At 67.0% G+C, this 20,218-nt stretch carries 28 protein-coding genes; 7 read left to right on the top strand and 21 right to left on the bottom strand.

Annotation, left to right across the window (positions count from 1 at the left end):
* Positions 1–107: 107 nt before the first annotated feature.
* From ABGA98_RS41815 to ABGA98_RS41780, 8 genes are all read right to left on the bottom strand, one after another.
* Entirely contained in the window at positions 108–2,342 is a 2,235-nt protein-coding gene (locus ABGA98_RS41815; protein WP_347624029.1) for a hypothetical protein, read from the bottom strand.
* Positions 2,343–2,460: 118 nt separating this feature from the next.
* Positions 2,461–2,604 (bottom strand): hypothetical protein, encoded by a 144-nt coding sequence (locus ABGA98_RS41810; RefSeq protein ID WP_347624028.1) that lies wholly within the window; start codon positions 2,602–2,604, stop codon positions 2,461–2,463.
* Positions 2,605–2,619: 15 nt separating this feature from the next.
* Positions 2,620–3,558 (bottom strand): hypothetical protein, encoded by a 939-nt coding sequence (locus tag ABGA98_RS41805; protein WP_347624027.1) that lies wholly within the window; start codon positions 3,556–3,558, stop codon positions 2,620–2,622.
* Positions 3,555–3,935 (bottom strand): RRQRL motif-containing zinc-binding protein, encoded by a 381-nt coding sequence (locus ABGA98_RS41800; protein WP_347624026.1) that lies wholly within the window; start codon positions 3,933–3,935, stop codon positions 3,555–3,557. The genes ABGA98_RS41805 and ABGA98_RS41800 overlap by 4 nt, the downstream gene beginning before the upstream one ends.
* Positions 3,932–4,156 carry a hypothetical protein gene (locus tag ABGA98_RS41795; protein ID WP_347624025.1) on the bottom strand — a complete coding sequence of 75 codons (225 nt, stop codon included), beginning with the start codon at positions 4,154–4,156 and terminating at the stop codon, positions 3,932–3,934. Before ABGA98_RS41795 ends, ABGA98_RS41800 begins: the two co-directional genes overlap by 4 nt.
* Before the next feature lie 13 nt (positions 4,157–4,169).
* Positions 4,170–4,346 carry a hypothetical protein gene (locus ABGA98_RS41790; RefSeq protein WP_347624024.1) on the bottom strand — a complete coding sequence of 59 codons (177 nt, stop codon included), beginning with the start codon at positions 4,344–4,346 and terminating at the stop codon, positions 4,170–4,172.
* Entirely contained in the window at positions 4,346–4,660 is a 315-nt protein-coding gene (locus tag ABGA98_RS41785; RefSeq protein ID WP_347624023.1) for a WhiB family transcriptional regulator, read from the bottom strand. The genes ABGA98_RS41790 and ABGA98_RS41785 overlap by 1 nt, the downstream gene beginning before the upstream one ends.
* 90 nt (positions 4,661–4,750) lie before the next feature.
* Entirely contained in the window at positions 4,751–4,939 is a 189-nt protein-coding gene (locus ABGA98_RS41780) for a hypothetical protein (protein WP_347624022.1), read from the bottom strand.
* A 234-nt stretch (positions 4,940–5,173) separates the two neighbouring features.
* Between ABGA98_RS41780 and ABGA98_RS41775 the strand changes: the two genes are divergently transcribed.
* Positions 5,174–5,950 carry an aminotransferase class IV family protein gene (locus ABGA98_RS41775; protein ID WP_347624021.1) on the top strand — a complete coding sequence of 259 codons (777 nt, stop codon included), beginning with the start codon at positions 5,174–5,176 and terminating at the stop codon, positions 5,948–5,950.
* Between the two features lie 41 nt (positions 5,951–5,991).
* Entirely contained in the window at positions 5,992–6,957 is a 966-nt protein-coding gene (locus tag ABGA98_RS41770) for an SUMF1/EgtB/PvdO family nonheme iron enzyme (protein ID WP_347624020.1), read from the top strand.
* A 332-nt stretch (positions 6,958–7,289) separates the two neighbouring features.
* Here ABGA98_RS41770 and ABGA98_RS41765 read toward each other — a convergent pair whose 3' ends face one another.
* Both ABGA98_RS41765 and ABGA98_RS41760 read right to left on the bottom strand, forming a co-directional pair.
* Positions 7,290–7,568 carry a hypothetical protein gene (locus ABGA98_RS41765; protein ID WP_347624019.1) on the bottom strand — a complete coding sequence of 93 codons (279 nt, stop codon included), beginning with the start codon at positions 7,566–7,568 and terminating at the stop codon, positions 7,290–7,292.
* 807 nt (positions 7,569–8,375) lie between these two features.
* Complete coding sequence (locus ABGA98_RS41760; protein WP_347624018.1) at positions 8,376–8,561, bottom strand: hypothetical protein; 186 nt, start codon at positions 8,559–8,561, stop codon at positions 8,376–8,378.
* A gap of 123 nt (positions 8,562–8,684) precedes the next feature.
* Between ABGA98_RS41760 and ABGA98_RS41755 the strand changes: the two genes are divergently transcribed.
* Positions 8,685–8,921, top strand: a complete 237-nt coding sequence (locus ABGA98_RS41755) for a winged helix-turn-helix domain-containing protein (protein ID WP_347624017.1) — start codon at positions 8,685–8,687, stop codon at positions 8,919–8,921.
* Positions 8,922–9,045: 124 nt separating this feature from the next.
* Here the strand turns inward: ABGA98_RS41755 and ABGA98_RS41750 are convergent, their stop codons facing one another.
* Positions 9,046–9,435 carry a hypothetical protein gene (locus tag ABGA98_RS41750; protein WP_347624016.1) on the bottom strand — a complete coding sequence of 130 codons (390 nt, stop codon included), beginning with the start codon at positions 9,433–9,435 and terminating at the stop codon, positions 9,046–9,048.
* Positions 9,436–9,618: 183 nt separating this feature from the next.
* Entirely contained in the window at positions 9,619–10,218 is a 600-nt protein-coding gene (locus tag ABGA98_RS41745; RefSeq protein WP_347624015.1) for a hypothetical protein, read from the bottom strand.
* A gap of 616 nt (positions 10,219–10,834) precedes the next feature.
* On the opposite strand from ABGA98_RS41745, the gene ABGA98_RS41740 reads away from it, so the two are divergent.
* Positions 10,835–11,251, top strand: a complete 417-nt coding sequence (locus tag ABGA98_RS41740) for an NUDIX hydrolase (protein WP_347624014.1) — start codon at positions 10,835–10,837, stop codon at positions 11,249–11,251.
* A gap of 1,053 nt (positions 11,252–12,304) precedes the next feature.
* On the opposite strand, the gene ABGA98_RS41735 is transcribed toward ABGA98_RS41740, so the two are convergent.
* The 6 genes from ABGA98_RS41735 to ABGA98_RS41710 form a co-directional block, all read right to left on the bottom strand.
* Positions 12,305–12,901, bottom strand: coding sequence for a pyridoxamine 5'-phosphate oxidase family protein (locus ABGA98_RS41735; protein WP_347624013.1), 597 nt, complete (start codon positions 12,899–12,901; stop codon positions 12,305–12,307).
* Positions 12,898–13,044, bottom strand: a complete 147-nt coding sequence (locus ABGA98_RS41730) for a hypothetical protein (protein WP_347624012.1) — start codon at positions 13,042–13,044, stop codon at positions 12,898–12,900. The genes ABGA98_RS41735 and ABGA98_RS41730 overlap by 4 nt, the downstream gene beginning before the upstream one ends.
* Before the next feature lie 102 nt (positions 13,045–13,146).
* Positions 13,147–13,683, bottom strand: a complete 537-nt coding sequence (locus ABGA98_RS41725) for a carboxymuconolactone decarboxylase family protein (RefSeq protein ID WP_347624011.1) — start codon at positions 13,681–13,683, stop codon at positions 13,147–13,149.
* Positions 13,684–13,750: 67 nt separating this feature from the next.
* On the bottom strand, positions 13,751–14,629 hold the full coding sequence (locus ABGA98_RS41720; RefSeq protein ID WP_347624010.1) for an alpha/beta hydrolase: 879 nt from the start codon (positions 14,627–14,629) through the stop codon (positions 13,751–13,753).
* Between the two features lies 1 nt (position 14,630).
* Positions 14,631–15,782: an MFS transporter gene (locus ABGA98_RS41715; RefSeq protein ID WP_347624009.1), complete on the bottom strand. Its 1,152-nt coding sequence runs from the start codon at positions 15,780–15,782 to the stop codon at positions 14,631–14,633.
* Between the two features lie 341 nt (positions 15,783–16,123).
* Complete coding sequence (locus ABGA98_RS41710; protein WP_347624008.1) at positions 16,124–16,354, bottom strand: hypothetical protein; 231 nt, start codon at positions 16,352–16,354, stop codon at positions 16,124–16,126.
* Between the two features lie 9 nt (positions 16,355–16,363).
* Between ABGA98_RS41710 and ABGA98_RS41705 the strand changes: the two genes are divergently transcribed.
* Positions 16,364–16,738: a hypothetical protein gene (locus ABGA98_RS41705; protein ID WP_347624007.1), complete on the top strand. Its 375-nt coding sequence runs from the start codon at positions 16,364–16,366 to the stop codon at positions 16,736–16,738.
* Here ABGA98_RS41705 and ABGA98_RS41700 read toward each other — a convergent pair.
* Positions 16,720–17,301 carry a dihydrofolate reductase gene (locus ABGA98_RS41700; protein WP_347624006.1) on the bottom strand — a complete coding sequence of 194 codons (582 nt, stop codon included), beginning with the start codon at positions 17,299–17,301 and terminating at the stop codon, positions 16,720–16,722. The genes ABGA98_RS41705 and ABGA98_RS41700 overlap by 19 nt on opposite strands.
* A 66-nt stretch (positions 17,302–17,367) precedes the next feature.
* Entirely contained in the window at positions 17,368–18,192 is an 825-nt protein-coding gene (locus tag ABGA98_RS41695) for a helix-turn-helix domain-containing protein (RefSeq protein WP_347624005.1), read from the bottom strand.
* A 170-nt stretch (positions 18,193–18,362) separates the two neighbouring features.
* Between ABGA98_RS41695 and ABGA98_RS41690 the strand changes: the two genes are divergently transcribed.
* Positions 18,363–18,950 (top strand): hypothetical protein, encoded by a 588-nt coding sequence (locus ABGA98_RS41690; RefSeq protein WP_347624004.1) that lies wholly within the window; start codon positions 18,363–18,365, stop codon positions 18,948–18,950.
* A 142-nt stretch (positions 18,951–19,092) separates the two neighbouring features.
* Positions 19,093–19,734, top strand: a complete 642-nt coding sequence (locus tag ABGA98_RS41685; protein WP_347624003.1) for an HAD-IA family hydrolase — start codon at positions 19,093–19,095, stop codon at positions 19,732–19,734.
* A gap of 13 nt (positions 19,735–19,747) precedes the next feature.
* Here the strand turns inward: ABGA98_RS41685 and ABGA98_RS41680 are convergent, their stop codons facing one another.
* Complete coding sequence (locus ABGA98_RS41680; RefSeq protein WP_347624002.1) at positions 19,748–20,149, bottom strand: hypothetical protein; 402 nt, start codon at positions 20,147–20,149, stop codon at positions 19,748–19,750.
* Positions 20,150–20,218 lie beyond the last annotated feature (69 nt).

Here is a 20,218-nt window from a genome sequence, read left to right as displayed (position 1 = left end):
AGGTGGTGTTCTGGTGGTCGCGGGGCTGGTCGCGCCGCCGCGACCGGTCGCGGGTGGTCCGCGACCCGGCGAACCTCCGAGCCGGGGTTCGCCGGGCGCGGGTCGGGCTATCCGGTGGTGGTCTCCCGGCGGTCCATCGCCGTGGTGATGGCTGTCTTCTTGGCGCCCTTGAGCGCCTTGCCGTCCCGCTTGATGTCGACGCTCGGTACGCCGAGCCCGCGCAGCTGCGCTGAGATGGCCTCGGCGGTGAGGTCGGCGTGGTGCTCGGGGATGCGTTCTGTCAGCCGGGTGGCGATGACGGCCCACGGCAGGCCGGCTTCTCCGCTCTGGAAGACGCTCAGGGCGTCGGCCAGTACGTCGCGGACTTCGCGGATGGCGGCTTGCCCGGCGGCCATGCCGGTCAGGGTCCCGGCGCGCTCGCGGAGCTTGCGTGCGGCCAGCAGGATCTTTTCGGCGTCCTCGGCGTCGGCCAGGTGGAAGCGGACGGTCGGGGTGTTGTCCCCGGCGCCGCGTAGCAGGCCGACGCCCTTGTAGGAGGGCAAGAGGACGGAGGAGTCGAACCCCTCGCTGTAGGCGCCCGACCCGAGCACCAGGTCCGAGACCTGCCAGGAGCCGGTGCGCAGGGCGATGCGGACCTGGTGGTTGTCGCGGAAGCTGGTGAACGAGGTGGCGATGTCGCCGGTGCCGACGCCGCCGGGCTTCTGGGTGGCGTCCAGCACGATGACGCCGGCGGCGGGGGCGACCTTGACCAGGAATACCAGCAGTCCGGCGATCTCCTTGTTCAGCTCCTTGTCGCCGGTGTCGAAGTACTCCTGGCATTCGTCGATGACGACCAGGCGCACGGGCATGCCGTACTTGGGGTCACGGGCGATCGCACGGGTCAGCTTGCCTTCGGGGCAGACGTCCACCGGCAGCTCAGAGAGCTTCTGGTAGCGGGCCTGCACGTCTGCTTTGAGGTCGCGGAGCATCTGCACGAAGATCTCCACAGGGTCGCCGTCGCGGGACGGGGTGAACCCGAATGAGCAGGTGTGCGCGACCAGGGCGAACTTGCGCCAGTCCGGCGAGCCCTTGCCGTCGAACACTTCCAGCCGGACGTACGGGTCCAGCGCCGCGTACAGGGCCAGCAGCCGGGCGGTGAAGCTCTTTCCCTGCCGGGGCTGAGCGCCGACCAGGATGGACACCCACAGCATGAGCAGGCTGACTGCGCGGCCACGCTCGTCCACGCCGAGCGGGGCGGGCTGCCAGATGTCGGTTTCCTTGCAGGCCAGCAGGGGCGTACGGCCCGCCGGGGTGGCCAGCGGATCGGAGTCGGCCACCCACAGCCAGTGCGAGCGGTGAGACTCGGGGTCGCGCGACAGGGTGACCTGGGCAAGCGCCACATCCAGCCCGGATGCGATGTTCGGACGCGCCTTGACGGCGTCGTCGAATGTCTTGCCGTAGGGCAGGTTGACCAGCACCTTGGAGCCGTTGCCCTCGCGCGCCATGGCGGTGCCGAACTCGATCTGCTGGTTGGGCCGGTCCGGATGGCCGAGCCCGGCGGCGTAGTAGGCCCGTAGCACGATGTCGCTGTTGAGCTTGCGGTAGCGGCGGGTGACTACGGCGGTCGGGATGATCGGCCGGCCAGCGGGGCGGCCGTAGCGGGCGAGGACCGGCACCAGGACGGCGGCGACGGCGACCTGCCACAACGTCTCCAGGTGGGCCGTCACCACGACGGCGATGGTCACGGCGATGGCCTGGAAGAACAGCACCAGGCCACGCCAGCGGCGGGTGGCCTTACCTTCGCGGTGCAACTTGAGCCACATGGCCGGGTCGTTGTCGGTGGCTGCCTGCTGGAGCAGGGCGTACTGCTCGTCGACCCACCACCAGCGAAGTTGCCGGCTGACCAGCTTGGGCAGGCCGACCAGGGCCCACCAGGTGACCTGAAGGAGGTACCAGGGCGAGCGGATGGCGTGGAAGGCGGCGACGTGCGCCCACCTGTTCGCCGTTGCACGGACGGTGGAGGGCAGGTTGGCGCGGTGCAGGCCTGTCGGGATGATCGGGCGGCGCTTTTCCGCCTGCGGCGAGGCCGGGACGTCGGACTCGGGCAGGTCCACCGCGACCGGTGCCGCATCGGCCGGCGGCTGCTCGTCCAGCTCGATTTCATAGGAGGTGTCGCGGGCGGTGGTCCGCCGCGCCGACTCGGGCCGTTCGGTGACCGGAGCGTCGTCAGTGTCGGCCGGCGGCGTGCTGTGGGTCAGGCGTCCGGCGCGGGCGGTGGCCAGGTCGACGATGTTGGCGCTCTGGGTGGGCCGTTCGTTGTCTTTCGCCGGGGTCCGTTCGTGCTCGTGCGGTTGGTCGGTCATGATGTGTGCACCTCGTGCTCATTGCGGGTTGCGTGGTGGCAGGGCGCGGACTGGTCTTGGCGGATTGGGTCCGCGCCCTGTGTGATGTTCGGGTTGTCGCTGGTGGCGGTGGCCACGATCACCTCGCGTCGATGTGGTGGTAGGCGGACACGCGGGCGCGGATCGCGGAGCGGATGCGGCGACCGGTGATGACCATGCGGATGTAGGTGGACACGGGGATGGCCAGGCAGATCAGGCTGACGACGAGAGCGGTGGTGAACATGGGTGGTTTCCTCGCTTAGGTGGTGGTGTCGTTGCGCAGGGCGTCACGGACAGCGCGGGCGGTGTCCATGCCGCATCCGAGCGCGCGGCGGATCTTGTCGGCTCCGGCGTTGGGGGGAAGCTCGCCGGTGGCGGTCAGGTGCCGGGCGCGGGCGGTCAGTGCGTCCGGTGCGTTGGTGTTTGGCCTGTACGTAGGGTCAGTAGGGGTACCGGTGGCGCCGTGGTCCAGGTTGGAGAAGGCGGCGAGGATGATGGGCAGTGCGGTGACGATGGCCACCGCGACGATGGGTCCCAGGACGTGCAGGACGAGCCGGGACAGTGAGAAGTCGGCGGCCACCAGCGGCAGGTACGGCCAGGCGTTCATGGCGAGTGTGAGCGCCAGGAACAGCCATTCGATTCGTACGAGCTTGGGGTCGTCGAGCGGTTGGCCTCGCGTGCCGAGGTAGGCGCGTGCGCCGACCACGACCAGCAGGGCCAGGGACAGGAACGGTTCGACCAGCCAGGCGAAGAGCCAGGCCGGGGACCAGGGCGCGGCACTGTCAGCGGCGAAGTGCTGCACTCCGGCGGTTGACCAGGCCAGCGCGAGTGCCAGCGAGACCAGGGCGGCGGTGACCAGCACGCGCCGCATCCGGGCGGCCTGCCAGGCACGCATCTGCGGGTCTTGAGCCAGGGCGTGCAGCCGCGCGGCTTGCTGGGCAGCCTTGCGGCGCTTGCGCACCTTGGGCGTGTCCAGCAACAGCGGGGCGTCGTCGTCCTGGAGGTCGGCGAGCAGGTGCGCTTCGGCGACTTCGGCGCGGAGCTGTCGCACGCGCTTGGTCTCGCCGACTGGCACGGCCGAACCGCTCGGGGGCGCGACCGGGGTCTGGCTGGCTACGTGCTGCTCCAGTTCGGCCAGGCCACGCGCGATGTCCTCCGGGCTGGGCTCTGAAGGCTGATCGGGGTTGATGGTGGTCACGCGACCACCTCCTGTGCGCAGTCCAGGCAGATGTCGAGATGGCGGGGCAGTACGTATCCGGCGTCTCGCTTGCACTCCGGGCAGGTACGGCGGGCGGCGTTGGCCTTGTCCAGCGCCGCGAGCTGCGCCGGCGTCGCGACGCGCTTGGGCAACGCGAACCGCACGTCGTACAGGTAGGCGGCACGCACGCCGGGCGCGCCGTAGCGGGTCGAGCGCCAGAGGACCTGCGCCTGGACGCCCTGGCCGCCGGGCCGGAGCCCGCGGGCCGTGAGCTGGCGAAGGGTGAGCAGGTGCGGCGGCGCCATCTGCCACGGGTAGGTGGGGAGGCTGTAGCGGTCGCCGGTCGGGTCCCAGAAGCGGGCACGGATACGGCTCATGACAGACCCCACCATCCCCCGCAGCGCGAGCAACCAGGACGGTTGCACCAGTAGGCGGGATTGACGGACCACTCCTGGTAGGCCGCCTCCAGGGGGTCGCCCTGGCTCGCTGCGACGCGGGTCGCTTGATGCAGCCGGTGGCGCTCCTGCGCGTAGCGCACCAGGTCGCAGGCGACGCACCCGGCGAAGAACACCAGCAGGTAGACGAGTACGGAGATCACGGAAGCCCTCCTTTCAGGCGCCGGACTGGGAGCGGACGAGGATGCGGCAGGGGCGGCACCCGGGATGGCAGCGCGTACCGTGGGCGGTGCAGAGCTGGATCTGACGGCCGATGGTGGCGCCGCAGCGGCGGCAGCCGAACGCGCTCTGCGAGCGGTGACCGCAGTCGGAGCACTGGAAGCGGCCGGCCATCACGCCACCTCCGAGTCCGTGTGCGTCCCGAGGAGTTCGTCAGCGGTCAGGCCCGCCCACACTCCGATATCCGGGCGGACGGCGAGGGCGTAGTCCAGGCACGCAGCCCGAGCCGGACACCGCCGGCAGAGAGCCTTCGCCTGCGCTTCGCGGTTGTGCCGTGCCTCGTCGGACTCGGCGTCGTCGTCGGGGCCGGTGAACAGCTCGACATCGGCCGGCGTGCACTGCGGTCCTGCGTTCAGCAGTTCGTTCCGTAGGTCTGCCAGCTGGGGCGGCCCTGGGACAGGACCGTTGATCATTGACCGGTAGGCCATGATGGTGGTGCTCCTTCTGTTCGAGGAGTTGAGGGCGACCCTGGGTCTTGGCGGATTGGGGGTCGCCCTCGTTTGGTTGTGTAAGCCGAGTCAGGACGTGATCGTCCGTACGAAGGTCGACAAGACCTCACCTAGCTGGGGCAGGAAAGTGAGCGCCTTCTTGATGAGCAGAGCCGCCCCCTGCGGGTCTTGAAACGCGTAGCAGCCGAAGCCGATCAGCGCGCCCCAGAGGATCAACCGGGGCAGGACCCGCGTAGGGGCCGACATGGTGTTTCGCATGGAAGTCCTCCGAATCGCTCGGCGTTCCCGAGAGTACTAACTCAGTAAGTACTCGTCAAGGAGCCTGTGTTCGCCCTGGTCGCTTGCGGTGTTGCTGATGTCCAGGTTGCTCCCGAGGGCTCTGAAGGAGGAATGATCTAGTGCCGCCCCAACCCCGAACTTCCGTTGAATCGCTGGTGTGGTACTTCCGCTGAACCTCTGTGCAGCCAAACGATCAGATGCGAAACTGCGTCTGTGGCGGAACTCAACGGATCAGCGGTCAGCGTTGAAGATCTCCAGGTCCTGGCGCTGACCAATTTCGGTCATTTCACCTCAATTAGGGTTGAAGAGGGCGGCGTGCGCGGCCTTGAGCTGCACATGGCGAGGCTCAAGCGGGATAGCCAGCTGCTATTCGGTGTCAGTCCGAATGAGGACAGCATCCGCGAATACATACGCCGGATGGTTGGCAAAACGGGCATTCACACCGTTCGGGTAACCGTCTTTGATCCGAATCTTGAACTGGGCACGCCGGGCAAGAAGGCTGAGCCGCACGTGCTTGTCACGACGCGCGCAGCGGCCAACATCCCGTTGCCGCCCCTGAGTGTTCAATCCGTCTCTTATGTCAGAGAGATGCCAGCAATAAAGCATGTCGCTCTTTTCGGCACCCTGTGGCACCGAAGGGCGGCACAGCTCAACAGGTTCGACGATGCTCTCTTTGTGGACGCGCAATCTGTCATCAGCGAAGGGGCGACATGGAACATTGGGTTCTTCGATGGCGATAATGTCATCTGGCCGAACGTGGACGTCCTTGAAGGCGTGACCATGGACCTTCTGAAAGGTACGCACAAGAGAACGGTCAGCAGCCAGGTGCGTCTATCTGACCTTCAGCGCATGGAAGCCGCCTTTGCCACGAATGCCGCCATCGGAGTGCGTGCTATCAAGCTGATAGACGACGTTGCTTTCCCGGGAGGGCATCCGATTATCGATACCCTGCGCGAGGAATACAGCGATATTCTGCCGGACCCCCTGTAGCCGCCTGCGGCCAGGACGACAGGAAAGGTGAGTCCATCTTCGTGGCTACCGTAGACAAGTGGACGGGTCGAGAGATTCGAGCTCTCCGCGAGGCGAAGCGAATGAGTATCCGAGACTTCGCAGAGCACATCGGTATCAGCGACCGTATGGTCTCCAAGTGGGAAGCCGGCGGGGAGACGATCGTCCCTCGGCAGATGAACCAGGCGGCCCTGGACACTGTCCTCGTCCGATCAGATCCGGAAGTTCACGAACGGTTCGAAAGAATCCTCAATGTCGTGCCTCTGGATTCTCCCGCTACGGCGCAGCAGCAAGGCGTCGAGAATCCCGGGTCCGCGTCTTCGCCGAAAACTGCCGAGGTTCGTCATCCCGGTGACGGCAGGCTCATGGCGCTTGTGGAAGCGGGAATATTCCTGTCAGGGCCGAAAGATGAGCCGGTATGGCTACCGGACTTCTACATCGACGTCTATCCCGTCACGAATGCTGACTACGCTCGCTTCGTAGAAGCAACGAGCTATGAACCACCGCGACACTGGACAGCCGGAACCAGACCTACCGAAGATCTGGACCACCCGGTTGTGTTTGTCAACTGGCACGACGCCGCCGCCTATGCGGAATGGGCTCAGAAAGACCTACCGACAAGCCAGCAGTGGGAGAAGGCAGCGCGCGGCCCGCGAGGTGACATCTACCCGTGGGGAAGTCAGGAAACTCCGGCCAAATGCAACTCCAGGGAAAGCGGCCTGCGGCACACGACCCCTGTGGACACGTACCACAGCGGTGTGAGCATGTACGGCGTCTACGACATGTGCGGCAATACGTGGGAATGGTGCTCGACGCGCAGCCAGGAAGACCCGGTGAGGTACGAACTCAAGGGGAGCGCCTTCACAAGCCCCTTCTTCCGCGCGACGCCATCAAAATTCAACGACGCATCGCCGCTCATGATGGACGACGACACCGGGTTCCGCTGTGCGATATCAGCCGAAGAGCTACGCGCCCAGTTGGAGAGGTGACTCAGTCCTGGCCCTCCGAACCGGCCGAGGGGACTGGACGCCCACCGACTCCGGGCCGTGGCCTTGACTCATGCCAGCTGACGATGCGACTCGGCTTCCATACGTGAGTGCGGCCCACCGTGAGATCCGGTTCGGGCATCTGCCCGCGGCGCCGATACGTGCTGATGGTCGCGACCCGCACACCAAGAAAGGCGGCGACGTCGGACGTCGTCCACCACTCGGCTTCAGGGTCGGGGCCTGATCGATCAGACATCCGGGCCGGACTCCTCGGCAGATCAGGGGTTTCGGGTACGTGAATGCCAGTGTAGAAGACGCCTGGCAGGACTGAGCGATCACGTATCGAGCGGTGGAGTCCACTGAACGGCTCCTGTGGAGCTGAGTTCAGCGAAGCGGATGACGGCGCTTCGCCATGCGTCTTCAGCCTGATCAAGTTGCACGTCACGCCTCACGACTCGCCCCCAGGACGCCCCGGGCTGCGCCATGGCGACACTCAGCGCCACCGTGGCGCCGAGTTCACTGCCGCAGGTGCCGGCCGAGCCGACCTCGGACGCGTCGTGGGTGCTGTAGAACACCTCCCAGTCGTATGCCAGCTGGGGCGAGATGCGGCTCACGAGCTTCCCATGCCAACCGTACAGGCAGGGCACAGACGGAAGGCGAGCTGAATGGGGCCGACGACGCATAGCCCTGTCCGGACCCGGTCTGTGACCTTGCCGCAGTGATCACATTCGGACGTGATGGCCACAAGGTGGGCGGTGCAGGCAGAGCAAACGAGGCGGCCCGGCGCCCATACGGCCGCGTGTATCACAGTCGGCGCTGTCAGATGGGAGCAAGCCTCGCCAGCCAGTGTGCGCACGGCCCGCTGGAGCTGGGCCACGTGCCCAGCAAGCCAGGGACGATAAGGCTCTGCAAGTGAGGCCGCCGCTCCCAGACCTTTCCGTGCGTCGGTGCTGGCCGCGTCGTACTGGTCACGGAAGACGGTACCTCGGAGAGGAAGAACCATGCCCAAACCTCCAGTTAGTCGGGTGAGTGATCTCCATATCCCAGGGTGGGTTCCGTTGCCGGTTCGGCGGCATGACCCTGTGCCGCCCCCACGCTGAACTTGCGCCGAACTCTGAGGAAGATCCGTGCCTGCGTGGCCATCGTTTGCGCAGGTCATGCACCATGGGCGCGGTGATCGAAGCTAGCCGACGTGTCCCTCGACGATGAGCCGCCAGAGCTCAAGCATCGCCTGACGGCATAGGTTCCGCCCGGCTTCGAGGACCGTGGGATGGTTCGGGCGCCGCCGGTCGGTTCGCCGGATGACGTACTGCCCACCCTCCAGGCAGAGTTCATACTCGATGGCACCATGTGTCATGAACTCCCGGACGCGGGAGCGTGTCCCTCGTGAGACGTACGCTGTCCAGTCGATGTCCAGGGGCTCATCGGGTATCGCGGACACCGGTCGACTCGCTTAGCATGACCCCGATCTGTACGGCGCACGCGAGCAGTTCGAGTCGACGCCATGTGTCGGCTTCGATCTCCTGCTTCGTCCTCTTGTGTCTCGCTCTGTACATGCCGGACTCCTCCTGCCACGCGTCGAAGTCGGGAAGCTCCAACTTGGCCATGCGCTGACTCTACCGTCACACGTCCATACACGTACATGCCTGTTCATGAACGTAGCTGCATTACTGAGCACGTCCACGCCTGCTTACGGTCGAGCTGTGATGGAGTTTCGGAAGGATCGCCCCGTGTGGCGACAGGTGGCCGACGAGATGCGCCGGCGGATCGCGGCCATGTCGCCGGGCGACCTGGTGGACTCCGAGCAATCGATGGTTCAGGAGTTCGGCATCGCGCGCGGAACGGCGCGGAAGGTGATCGCGCACCTACGCGAGGAAGGCGTGATCTACACGGTCCCGGGTCTGGGCTCGTTCGCCGGTCCGAAGCCTCCTGAGGATGGTCACCCGGTGGGCGGCAACACACCCTGACGCACTACAAGATCAATTCCCAAGGAATGCCTGCGGAGGGTGTGGGGTGGGCGGCGGCCGAAGCCACCGCGAGACGGTCAGGCGGTGGGCTGCCGGCCCTGGTTGTCGAGGTGGCAGCGGGCGGTCAGGCGTCAGGGTCGACTTCGGGGTGCGTGAACCGCACGGGCTTGCCCAGCAACCGGGCGTAGGCGATTTCGGCTCGGGTGCTGTCTCCGATGTAGTCGCCGACTACGAGCACCTCATCAGCGAGCCGGATCTTCGCTCGGTGCAGATCGTCGAGTCGAACCTTCAGCGCCTCGGCCTCGACAGGATCGGACCAAAGTTCGTGCGGCGACTTCATGTCACAGCCCGGTTTGACGACAATCTTTCCGGCTGTGGTCTCCCGCAGGTCGGCCTCGGTCATCTCGGTCATGAAACGGGTGGAGCCGCAGATCACGACGATACGCGGGAGGTTCAGCTGCTTCTTCGCGTCGGCGAGTTTTTCCTCGGGGGTGAGCTGTTGCGGGTATGACACTGGCTCCCCCTGGTGGTGTGGTCCAAGGAGTGCCTGCGGTTCCGCCCTCTAGGTGCCGCCATTGTCCCTGCTGTCCCTTGGGGGACTTGACCTGCAAGAAAGCCTAACCTTGCACGGGACACTTCACGGGTGGGGCTGTCCCCGCCGTCCCGGAAAGACATCTGAGCTCCACGGACTTCGGATTCACGCTCGACCCTGGCTCCCACGTTCTGCTGGTGGCTGTCTGAAGCGTGGGAGCAGGTCCTTTCTCCAGTCGATATCCACCCTTCCCTTCCAAATCCCTGCTGGGCGAATCAGTTCGTACCGCTCGATCTCGTGGTCTTTGACCGTCCAGCGCAAGATCAGGTGGTTGAGCTCTGAGTTGCGTCGACGCGGACGTCCAGAGAACTCGTGGGGGTCGAACAAGCTGGCTTGGCCGCTGGCTGGTTGGTCCACGAACTCAAGCTTGGCAGGTGTTGTCGGTTTGGGGATGTCGGCAGTTGCGATGTGCCATATCCGGACTATGTCTTGTTCGAGTGCGAGGATGAGCCCGCTCATCGGCAGGTCGGTAGCGTCGCTCTGGTCTGATGCGGTGTCGCCCTCGGGTGCGAGAGATTTGAATGCCTCGATCGCTTTGCGGCGGATCATATGCTGGTATAAGTGTTTGTCGTCCCGGAATTCCCACTCCGCGACTTCGTGCAGGTAGATCGCGGTCTTGATGCCGTTGGTGAGCGCGTTGTAGACCTCTGGCCATACGTGCTCGGTGCGGGCTAGAACGGCGTCTCTAGAGTCATCTCTGCCCATTAACGTAATGTAATACGCCGTACTCCGCTGCATGTTATACAGAGGCGCTTATGGGGCTTTCGGGGGCAAAGGGGCGGATGTGGGGATCGGACTGGTTTTCGTTCCGGGTCTGTGCGTGCCATGCTTCGCGAGACATCCTCACCAGCCCCTACCGCAGCAGCGATTCTCGAAGTCGCAACCACGATGTGTGTCCCCGGCGTCCCCACTGTCCCCGTCTGCCGTCTGACCTGCGCAATCGTTGACGCATACGAGGGGACACGCCCCACGGCGGGGTGTCCCTGCTGTCCCTGAACAACTTCGAGATATAAATGGCGCTTCGCGCGTCCCATTGCGCTACGCGCGACAGGGGCAGGCTGTAACATGTTGCAGCGCCTCTCCCGTGCGAAGCACCGTTCTTGGCTCTTCTGGCTTTGTCATGAATTCCGGCGCCAGATGTCGCTTAGTTTCGGCACCAGCGGAATCTTACTGATCTCGATGTTTGTGAGTTTGGGCGCCACCCATTGGTGGGTGCGGGATACGTCTGTCGTCGGCCAGCGCACCGCTCACGCACGGTGACGGGTGTCGGCGGCGGGACGCGCCTTGTATGCAGCAGATTCGCATGGGTCAGAATGGGCCGATGACGATCTCCGCTGACGACTCCGGTCCGGTCCGGATTGTGACGGCCGTTCTTCGCGACGGCGATCGGGTGTTGCTGTGTCATCGAAGCGCCGGACGCCGTTGGTATCCCGACGTGTGGGACCTGCCGGGCGGTCATGTGGAGGAGGGGGAGGATCCGAAAGAGAGCCTTGTCCGCGAGCTTCGGGAGGAGTTGGGAATCACGGCATCGCAGCCGTCCGGCCCGCCGATGCATGAGATCCGGACCGCGACGTTTCACATGCAGATCTGGTTAGTCGACAGGTGGACCGGAACACCCGTCAACGCCGCGCCGGACGAGCACGACGCTGTGGCGTGGTTCGGGACGTCCAATCTTGACGGCCTGCATCTCGCCCATGAGTCGTATCTCTCGATACTCACGGCCGTGCTCGTCACGTGACGTCGCTCAGGAAACCAGCGGTGCGCTCATCGGCAGATCCGCGCACTCGCACTTGGCTCGTCCATGATTGATCGCACGGAGGGTGCACGGGGCTCCGGAGCTACCGCCGGCGCCACCGGGCGGCGGGCGAGATCCACAAGTGGTGCCGGTTCCCACGAACATCTCGGCACGCGGCGCCGGCAACGTGGCGCCGAAAGTCGCGAACGGAGCCAGTCTTCTGTGAGTGACGTTCTGAGTGACAACGGCGGCAGGCGATCGCGGACGTTGACGGACGTCAACGGATAGTCGAGCAGGGCAGCGAGGACTACCTATCGACTAGGAACACCTGTTCGATTTTGCTCGTAATGAAGGGGTCTGGGGTTCGAATCCCCAAGGCGGCTCCAGGTCAAAGGCCCCTCGCGATGATCGCGGGGGTCTTTTGCTAACCCTCCTGCAAACAAGCCGCCCACGAGACACGGAGAGCGATGTCGATGGCGGTGAGATGCGTTGCGGATTGAATGAGGAGGTCCGCACTCATGGTGCTCGTGCGTCCCGGCTTGTGCGGATCACTCCTCTGGCTTTGGCCTGTTGATCACGGTGTGAGAACAGAGGCAGACATCGAGTCATACGAGGCCAGTGAGGCAGGGATCATCGAAAGGTGGAGTGGCAGCAGTTCACGTTGACGATCATCGGGCACCTCCTGTCATGGCCGACCCTCGTGCTTGTGGTGATCTTCGTATTTCGAAAACCGCTCGCCGACCAACAGCCGTCTCGCAGCGAGTCAGCGAAGATGTCGGCAGCGGCCGTCTCGGCTGAGCGGATCACGTGGGCTTAGACCCGAAGAGTGATCGCGGGGTCGGCATGGCCGAGACGGGCGGCGACATCGTGTACGGGGACGCCGGCCAAGGCCGAGGTAGGCAAGGTTGCCGGGGTGGCATCGTGGACGTCGAATTCACTACAGGCAAGGTCACCGTGAGGGGGCGGGCTCTTGACCTGATCTGATGGAGCTCGGCTTGTCGTCGGACATCGCCGATCCGTGGCCCGCCGAAGCGGGTGGAGGCGTGCCCGAGCGTCTCATGACACGGCTCCGCGCAGCCGGGCGTTCTCCTGTTCAAGCTCGGCGATCCGGTCCTGCAGATGGCCGAGGGCGTGCTCGACGGCGTCGCGTGGGAACAGTTGCGGGATGTGCTGGGGGCAGTTCCAGTTGATCCCCTCGACCTGGATGATGACGGCGCGTTCCACCTTGGCGGGGTAGCCCGTCCGGGCTAGCGAATGATCGTCCTCGACCATCCGGGCGCGGCCGAGCAGCTTGAGCCGCACCTGGTTGGCGTAGTCCATGAGGAACAGCGAGACACGGTGGTCGTGGTCGAGGTTGCCGACCGTGATGTACTGCCGGTTGCCGCGGAAGTCGGCGAAGCCGACGGTGTGATCGTCCAGGACTTTCAGGAAGCCGGGCGGGCCGCCGCGATGCTGGATGTACGGCCAGCCGGTCTCGCTCACGGTGGCGATGTAGAAGCTGTCGCGCTCGGCGATGAAGGCGCGTTCGTCGGGCCCCAGCCGGTCGGCCTCGGCGGGTCCTTCGAGCATGCGCCGGTAGGCACGATCGCTGCCGTGCGCCTTCTGGTGGGCCCGGACCCTTTCGGTGAAGGCAAGCTGGGCGAACCTGCTCATGATCGTGGTCCGAACATGGTGCGGTCGCCCTCGTCGCGCCATTCGTACTGGAAACGGACGCGGCTGTTCCAGGCGTCCCCGGCGAGCTGGACTTTCTGCGCGGCGCCGGGGGTGGTGAACGGTGGCAGCGGGGGACGGGGCATGGGGTGCTCCTGTGCGCGGTGGGTATGCGGCTCGCGTTCATGCGGTGCCGGTACGGCCCGCGCCGCGGCTGTGGGCGCGGGCCGTACCGGAGATCGGGTGGATCAGTGGCGGACGATGGGCCAGTCGATGTCGGTGTCGGCCGTCTTGTTGAGGTAGTTGGTGAAGACGTTCAGCGCCACGTTCGCGACGACCTCGGCGATCTGGCCGTCGTCTAGGCCGGCCTCGCGGGCGGCTTTCAGGTCACCGTCGGTGACGCCGCCGCGGGTGCGGACCAGGGCTGCGGCCAGGGTGAGCGCCGCCTCGGCGGACGCGTCGGCGGCCTGCCCCCGGCGTGCCCGGCCGGCTTCCTCGGCGGTGAGCCCAGCCAGGTTGGTGCCGATGTACGTGTGCGCGGACAGGCAGTAGTCGCAGCCGTTCTCCTGGGCGACCAGCAGCGCGATGCGCTCGCGGGTGGCCGCTGGAAGGCTGCCGTCGTTCAGCGCGCCGGAGAAGTCCAGGTACGCCTTGAGCACAGCGGGGCTGTTGGCCATCGCCTTGGTCATGTTCGGCGTGACGCCGAGGGCCTTCTGGACGCCCGCGAGGAGGTCGGCGGCCTTGCCGGTGGCGGTCTCGGGCTGGATCAGGGGAAGTCGGGACATGGTGGTCTCTGCCTTTCTCGTTGGTGGTGACCGGTGGATGTCTAATGGATGACTGATCGGATAACCGTTAGATCAAGGGGGCGATTCCCTTCCGCCGGAGAAAATCGCGAATCAGATCGGCGATCTCCGTGCCGTGGGTCTCCAGCGCGAAATGGCCGGCGTCCAGCAGGTGGAGCTCGGCTTCCGGCAGGTCGTTCAGGAACGCCTTGGCGCCGTCGGGACCGAAGATCTCGTCGTTCTCGCCCCAGACGATCAGGACCGGCGGCTGGTGGGTGCGGAAGTACTCCTGGAAGGCCGGATAGCCGTCGAGGTTGTTCTTGTAGTCGTGGAACAGCTCCAGCTGGATCTCCTTGTTGCCCGGCCTGTCCAGGTACGCCTGGTCGAGCGTCCATGTGTCGGGGCTGACCAGGCTCAGGCGCTGGGCGGGGACGCCGTGGGTGTACTGCCAGCGGGTCGCGTCCGGTTCGAGCAGCTTGCGTACCGCGGGCTCGTGCGTGACCCGGTCGGCGGCGTGCGCGAACAGCACCTCCCAGAAGGGGGTGAAGCCTTCCAGGTACGCGTTGCCGCTCTGGGTGATGATCGAGGTGATCCGCTCGGGGTGGCGCGAGGCGATGCGCAGGCCGATCGGCGCGCCGTAGTCCTGGATGTAGAGGGCGAACCGGTCGACGCCGATGGTGTCGAGCAGTTCCAGGGTGATCCCGGTCAGGGAGTCGAAGCTGTAGTCGAACTCCGTGGCGGACGGCATGGCTGACTGGCCGAAGCCGAGGTGGTCGGGGGCGATGAGGTGGTAGGAGCCGGCCAGGGCGGGGATCAGGTTGCGGAACATCGCGGAGCTGGAGGGGAAGCCGTGCAGCAGGACGATCGTCGGGTTGGCGGGGTCGCCCGCCTCCCGGTAGAAGATCGGGCGGCCCTGGACGGTGACGGTGTTGTGGCGTACTGCGGTCATGTCAGTTCCTCCGTTGTGAGAAGTTGGCGGCGTACGAAGCGGGTGAGGTGAGTAGGGCGGCCGCGGCGAGGCTGAAGGCCAGGCCGAGCACAAAGAATCCCCGGTAGCTGTCGGTCAGGGAGTGGATGGCGGCGGCCACGCCGAGGCCCGCGGCGGCGGCGAGCTGGTGGGTGACCCAGGCGGGGGCCAGGGTGCGGCCGATCCGTTTCGGGTCGAGGCCGCGCGACATGACGGCCATGGTCAGCGGGATCACCGGGAAGGAGGCGGCGCCGAACAGCACCGCCACCGCCAGGATCACCCCTTCGCCGGGGACGAACGCGGCCAGCACCAGAGCGAGCGCGCGCACGCCGTACAGGAGGCGCAGCAGCGTCTCCGGGGCCCGGGTGCGCAGCAGGCGGGCCACCAGCGCGGACGTGACGCCCGCGGAGATCGCGACGACCGCCACCAGTCGGCCCGAGCCGACGACCGACCAGCCGGTCTCCAGGGCGTGCTTCGGGAGCATGAGGACGACGACGTACATGGTCGCCGCGTGCAGCCCGAACGAGACCAGCACCCGGGCCTGGCCGGCGAGCGACTCGCCGCGCACGTCGCGCACGCTTTCCACGCGGTCGGGGGAGAGCCGGAACCACAGGACCGCGGTGGCCGCCAGGCCGGCCGCGCCGAGGATCGTGTACGCGCCGCGGACGCCGACCGGTTCGAACAGGGCGGTCGCGGCCCACGGGGCGAGCACCTGGCCCAGGTTGATGCCGATGCTGGCCCTGGCGAGCGCGGGGGCGGCCCGCGGGCCGTACGAGCGGGAGATCAGCGTGGTGATCGTGAGGCTGGAGGCCGACGCGAAGCCGAGCCCGACGAACACCATGTACGCCGCGACGAACTCCCACGTCTGCTGGACCGTCGCCAGGACGAGGTAGCCGCCCGAGGTCAGGGCGAGGCCCACGACCAGGACCACTCGTGCGCCGAGCCGGTCCAGCAGGCTCCCGACCTTCCACTGGACCAAGCCGGTCAGCGCGGTGGCCGCCGCCGCGGCGAGGGACAACGCGGTGGCACTGATGCCGTAGGCAGCCGCCGTGGGGGCGAGGAACACGCCCATCGAGAAATTGAGGCCGAAGGAGACCGTCATCGCCGCCAGCGCGGCGTTGGCCGTGCGGTTCACCGGTCGCTCGCGCTCCGGCCCCGGCAGGCGGGTGGCTGGACGCCACCCGTGGGGAGCCTTTCCCTGAGGTGCTCAAGCACGGCGGCGACCGCCGGCCAGGGACCCCGGTGACGTTCTTCTCGGGCTGGATCAGGGGAAGACCTGGACATTCATATCACTCCTCGTTCTAATGGATGATGCAAGCTTTAATCGTTAGAAATTATTCCGCCGGCATCAGACCGGAGCCTGCGGGCGGCCGTTGTCAGGACTGCCACGGCCGTCAGCCGCGCAGGCGCCGGCCGATGACACCGGTGGCATCTCGCAGGCGAGGGTCGGGCCACCGGGCCTTGAGGATCGGATGTTCACGAGCGCAGGTGGGCGGCGTGGTCTTTCGCGAAGTCGGCGAACGACCTGCCGGGGTGGCTCGTCACGTCCGTGAACGTCGAGGTGGTGTAGTCGCCCCGGCCCTGTGCGTACGCCGTGAGGTACTCCCTGTTGACCGCGGCGATCCACTCCGGCAGGCCTGGCGGGCAACAGTGGGCAGCCAGGCTGCCGTCGATGAGCAGGGCGCCGCGGGTGCTGCCTTGCACCATCGGCCGGGGATGTCACAAAACGCCGCGCTGCGGGCCGCGGCCGCGCTCGGCGATCCGCACGCGGCGGTTCTCGCCGAGGAGCTGACGATCACCGCCGATGCCCGTTTTCGCGACCGTTCGCGGGTTCGGCCCGCGCTGCCCTCGCGCACCGGCGTGGAGCGGTGGGCGCACCCGGAGGTGGGGGAGCTGCGGCTGGCGTACGAGAGCCTGGAGTTGCCTGACCCCGACGAGCAGCGGCTGGTGGTCTACCTCGCCTCCGACGACGCCACAGCCGCGGCCCTCGACCGCCTCACCGGCCGTCACCCCGCCTCCTGGCAGGGTCCCCCAGGCTTGTCCACAGGCTGGGGATGTTCTGCCGCACGCGGTTATCGGCGCACTCGATAGCGCAGGTGGAGGACCCGGTTGCCCTGGATCACCACGTCGGGGTCCTCCAGCAGGTGCTGCGCGTCGACCGAGCCGAAATAGCGTTTGCCGGACCCGAACACGACGGGAGCGACGTCCATGGCGACCTCGTCCACGAGCCCTGCGGCCAGCACCTGGCCGCCGACGTCGCCGGCGGCGACCTCGACCGTGCGGTCGCCGGCGAGTTCCTGCGCCCTGGCCATGGCGGCCTCTACGCCGTCGGCGAAGTGGAACGGCGCCCCGGGATCCCAGCCCTCGGGCATCGGCCGGTGCGACACCACCACCACGTGGTCGATCCCGCCCGGCGGATTGCCGCCCCAGCCGTCCGTCAGGTCGAAGACGTGGCGGCCGACGACGGTCACCCCGATCTGGTCCCAGTACGGCCGGGTGTAGTCGTAGGACGCCTGCGACACCTTCACGTCCCCGGTCTCGTCCAGCGGGACGTCACCGCTGGACATCCAGTCGAACAGCGGCCCGACCTGGTCGTTCCTGTCAGCGATGAAGCCGTCCACCGACACCGTGCTGTACATGACCACTCTGCCCATGGACCTCTCCTTTGCTCGGGAAGTACCCATGGTGGCGGGTCAGGGGTCGCCGGTTCTTGTAAGAAATCAATCGGCCGGCAGCGGCCCGACGTCGAGCGCGTGACCGGGGTGTTCGCGCAGGAAGCGCCGCCGGACGTCGACGTACCGGGTCGGGGTGAGCCCCGTGAACGTCCGGAACTCGTGGCCGAAGTGGGCCTGGTCGAAATAGCCCGCGCGCTCCGCGAGGTCGGCCCAGTTGACCGGTCCGGTGGGGTCGATCGCGAACACGGTGGTGGCGAAGCGGTAGGTGCGGGCGAGCCGCTTCGGCGTGACGCCGACGAGCTCCTTGAACCGCTGTGCCAGATGGGTGCTGCTGACGCCGGCCGCCGCGCTCAGGTCGCCGATCGCGACCGCTCCCGCAGCCGCCTCGATGACGCTGCTCGTGTGGCGTACCAGCCCGAGGCCTGCGATTTCGCGGAGCCGCCGCAGCAGCTCGTCCTCGAGTGACGTCAGCATCTCGTACGGCCCGGCCGCCGTCGCCAGCCGGTCCCGCAACGCGGCGACGCCAGGGCGCCCCCAGACCTGCTCCACCGTCACCGGGAGGTCGCACAGCTCGGCCGCGGGCATCGGCAGGAACGGCGCCAGCCCCCACGGCTTGAAATGCACGCCGACCGACCTGGTCCCCGGCGGGTAGCCGAACGCGAAGGCGCGGGTGGGGGTGGTGAGCACGCAGCCGTCGGCGTACTCGGCCGTCTCGGAGCCGGTGCGGATGCGGAACGGCGCTCCGAGGTTGATGATGAGCACCGCCGACGGCATCGGCGGCAGCCACAGCCGGGGGTACGGTGGCGTGCCCTCCAGGTAGTAGAGGTCGTCGATCAGCCCGGCCAGGGGTGGTCGCGGTTTTCTGGACACGTACTGCACGTTTCACAGCATCGCCGAGGGCATGGGCGGGTCGCCAGGCCACATTCCGGGCATTACGGGCGACAGCCCGTTGGTGCGTGCGCGGTAGCATGCGACGTCTTCTGGCGACCAGGAGGAGAACGCGGGAACGGGGTTCTCGCCGAGACGGAGGTGGGTTCTGGATGACGTTCCGGCTGCACATGGAGCAGGCGGCCGTGCGGGCCCTGTCCGAGTTTCCTGATAAGTCCGACATCTACGTCATCACGTTCCGAATCGACAGTGTCGACCAGGACGCCCGGTTCCCGTACCTCGCGATCGGCTACAACACCGAAACCGAGGTGGCCCGGCTGCCGGCGGAGCCGAACCCGCGGGACGCATGGGAGGCTCGCTGGAGCTACGCCTGTTTCCCGCCGCCCGGGCTGGAGGGTCACTGCGTCGCCGGCCACGACCCCGAGCGCGATCCGGCCGGCGCCGAGCTGCACCGGCGGGAGGCGGTGGCGCAGGGCCTCTGGTACGACGACCAGGACGGGCTCTCCGAACACGAGCGGGACGAGCGCGGCGAGCGGCTTGACCAGCAGTTCCACGGACTCTGCGTCGATCTGGCCCGGCGGCTCCACGCGGATGGCCGGATCGTCGAGACCTTCGGGAGAGCGCTGCCGGTGGTCCTTTACGACATGTTCGACCCCGACGAGATGTTCGCCCTGACAAGAGCCGCCAACCCGGCGGAGCTGGTCGCGGAGTTCCTCGCGGAGGATCCGGAGGGGCGCTGAACGGGGCGCGACGCCGCTGGGGTGATCTGGTCTCTCAGGATGGCGAAGAGCCCTGATCGGCCGGTTCCGCCCGTGGCTCTGGCCGAGATCCGCTGGCCTCGCGCGCTTGGACCGCCGGATCGCTGCGGCGTACTCTCTGGTCATGCCTCGGCCGAAGGTGGTCCTCTTCGATGCGATGGGAGTTCTGTACCGGTACGGCAATGTGCAGGGTCGTGTCCTGATCCCCTACCTGCGCGATCACGGATGCCGACGAACCGAGCAGGAGATCCGCGCCGCCTACCGTTCGGCCACGCTGGGGAGCATGACGACCGACCGGTTCTGGTCGGCCGTCGGGCTGTCGCGGGAAGGGCGTGACGCGGATTATTGCGGGCGGCACCAGCTCAACGAAGGCGTGCGGGAGGCGCTCGCGGAGCTGGGGGGCGATGGCCTGCGCCTCGCCTGCCTGAGCAATGACACGGCGGTCTGGTCCGAGCTCGTACGCCGGCGTTTCGGCCTGGAGGCACCCGTGCGGCGGTGGTTCGTCAGCTCCGATCTGCGGGCCCGCAAACCCGACAGGGCCGCGTACACGACGGTGATCGAGGCGCTGGGCGTCTCCCCTGATGAAATGGTGTTCGTCGACGACCGTCCGGTCAATCTTGTTCCGGCTCGTACGCTGGGGATGCGCACGATCGTTTTCCTGAGCGACGACACCGAGGCCAACCCCGTGCGCTGCGATCAGTGGCAGCCGTGGAGCGTCGTCAGGACCATGCCGGAGCTGGTGGCCGCCGTTCGCGAGTTCGCGTAGGAGCGCGGCGAGTTCAGGCGGCGGTGAGCTGGCGCAGGCCCATGAGTTCGAGCGCCGCGTAGACGGCCACCACCAGGGCTCCGGCCAGCAGGAACGCCACGCCCAGCCCGGTGAGCGGGATGAGGCCGGAGAACGCGAGCACGAGGAGTGCCACGCACGACAGCGTGTTCCCCGCGACGACGAACGCCGCGTGGCGCGGCGGAATCTGGGGATATCCGGCGATGAGGCCGAGGGCCGCGGCGCCGCCCAGCATGGCGACCCCGAACGGGATGGACCACGAGGTCGGCAGGCCGAGCGGGCCGCTGAGCGCCTGAGCGCCGGCCAACATGATCACGCCGAAGACGGCGGTGCTCCAGCCGTCGACGCGTAGGATCTGCCGCAGCCGTACAGAAGCGTCTGTCCTGGTCGTCGTCATGTCGATCTCCTCCCGGTGAAGGTCTGGTCACAGGAACGGTGCCAGCGCCGGGGTCGTCGACTCAATAAC

It is taken from the genome of Nonomuraea sp. B1E8, from assembly GCF_039871515.1.
Taxonomy (GTDB): Bacteria; Actinomycetota; Actinomycetes; order Streptosporangiales; family Streptosporangiaceae; genus Nonomuraea.
The sequence above is the reverse complement of the archived record's forward strand: the minus strand, read 5'-3'. Positions and strand labels throughout refer to the sequence as shown.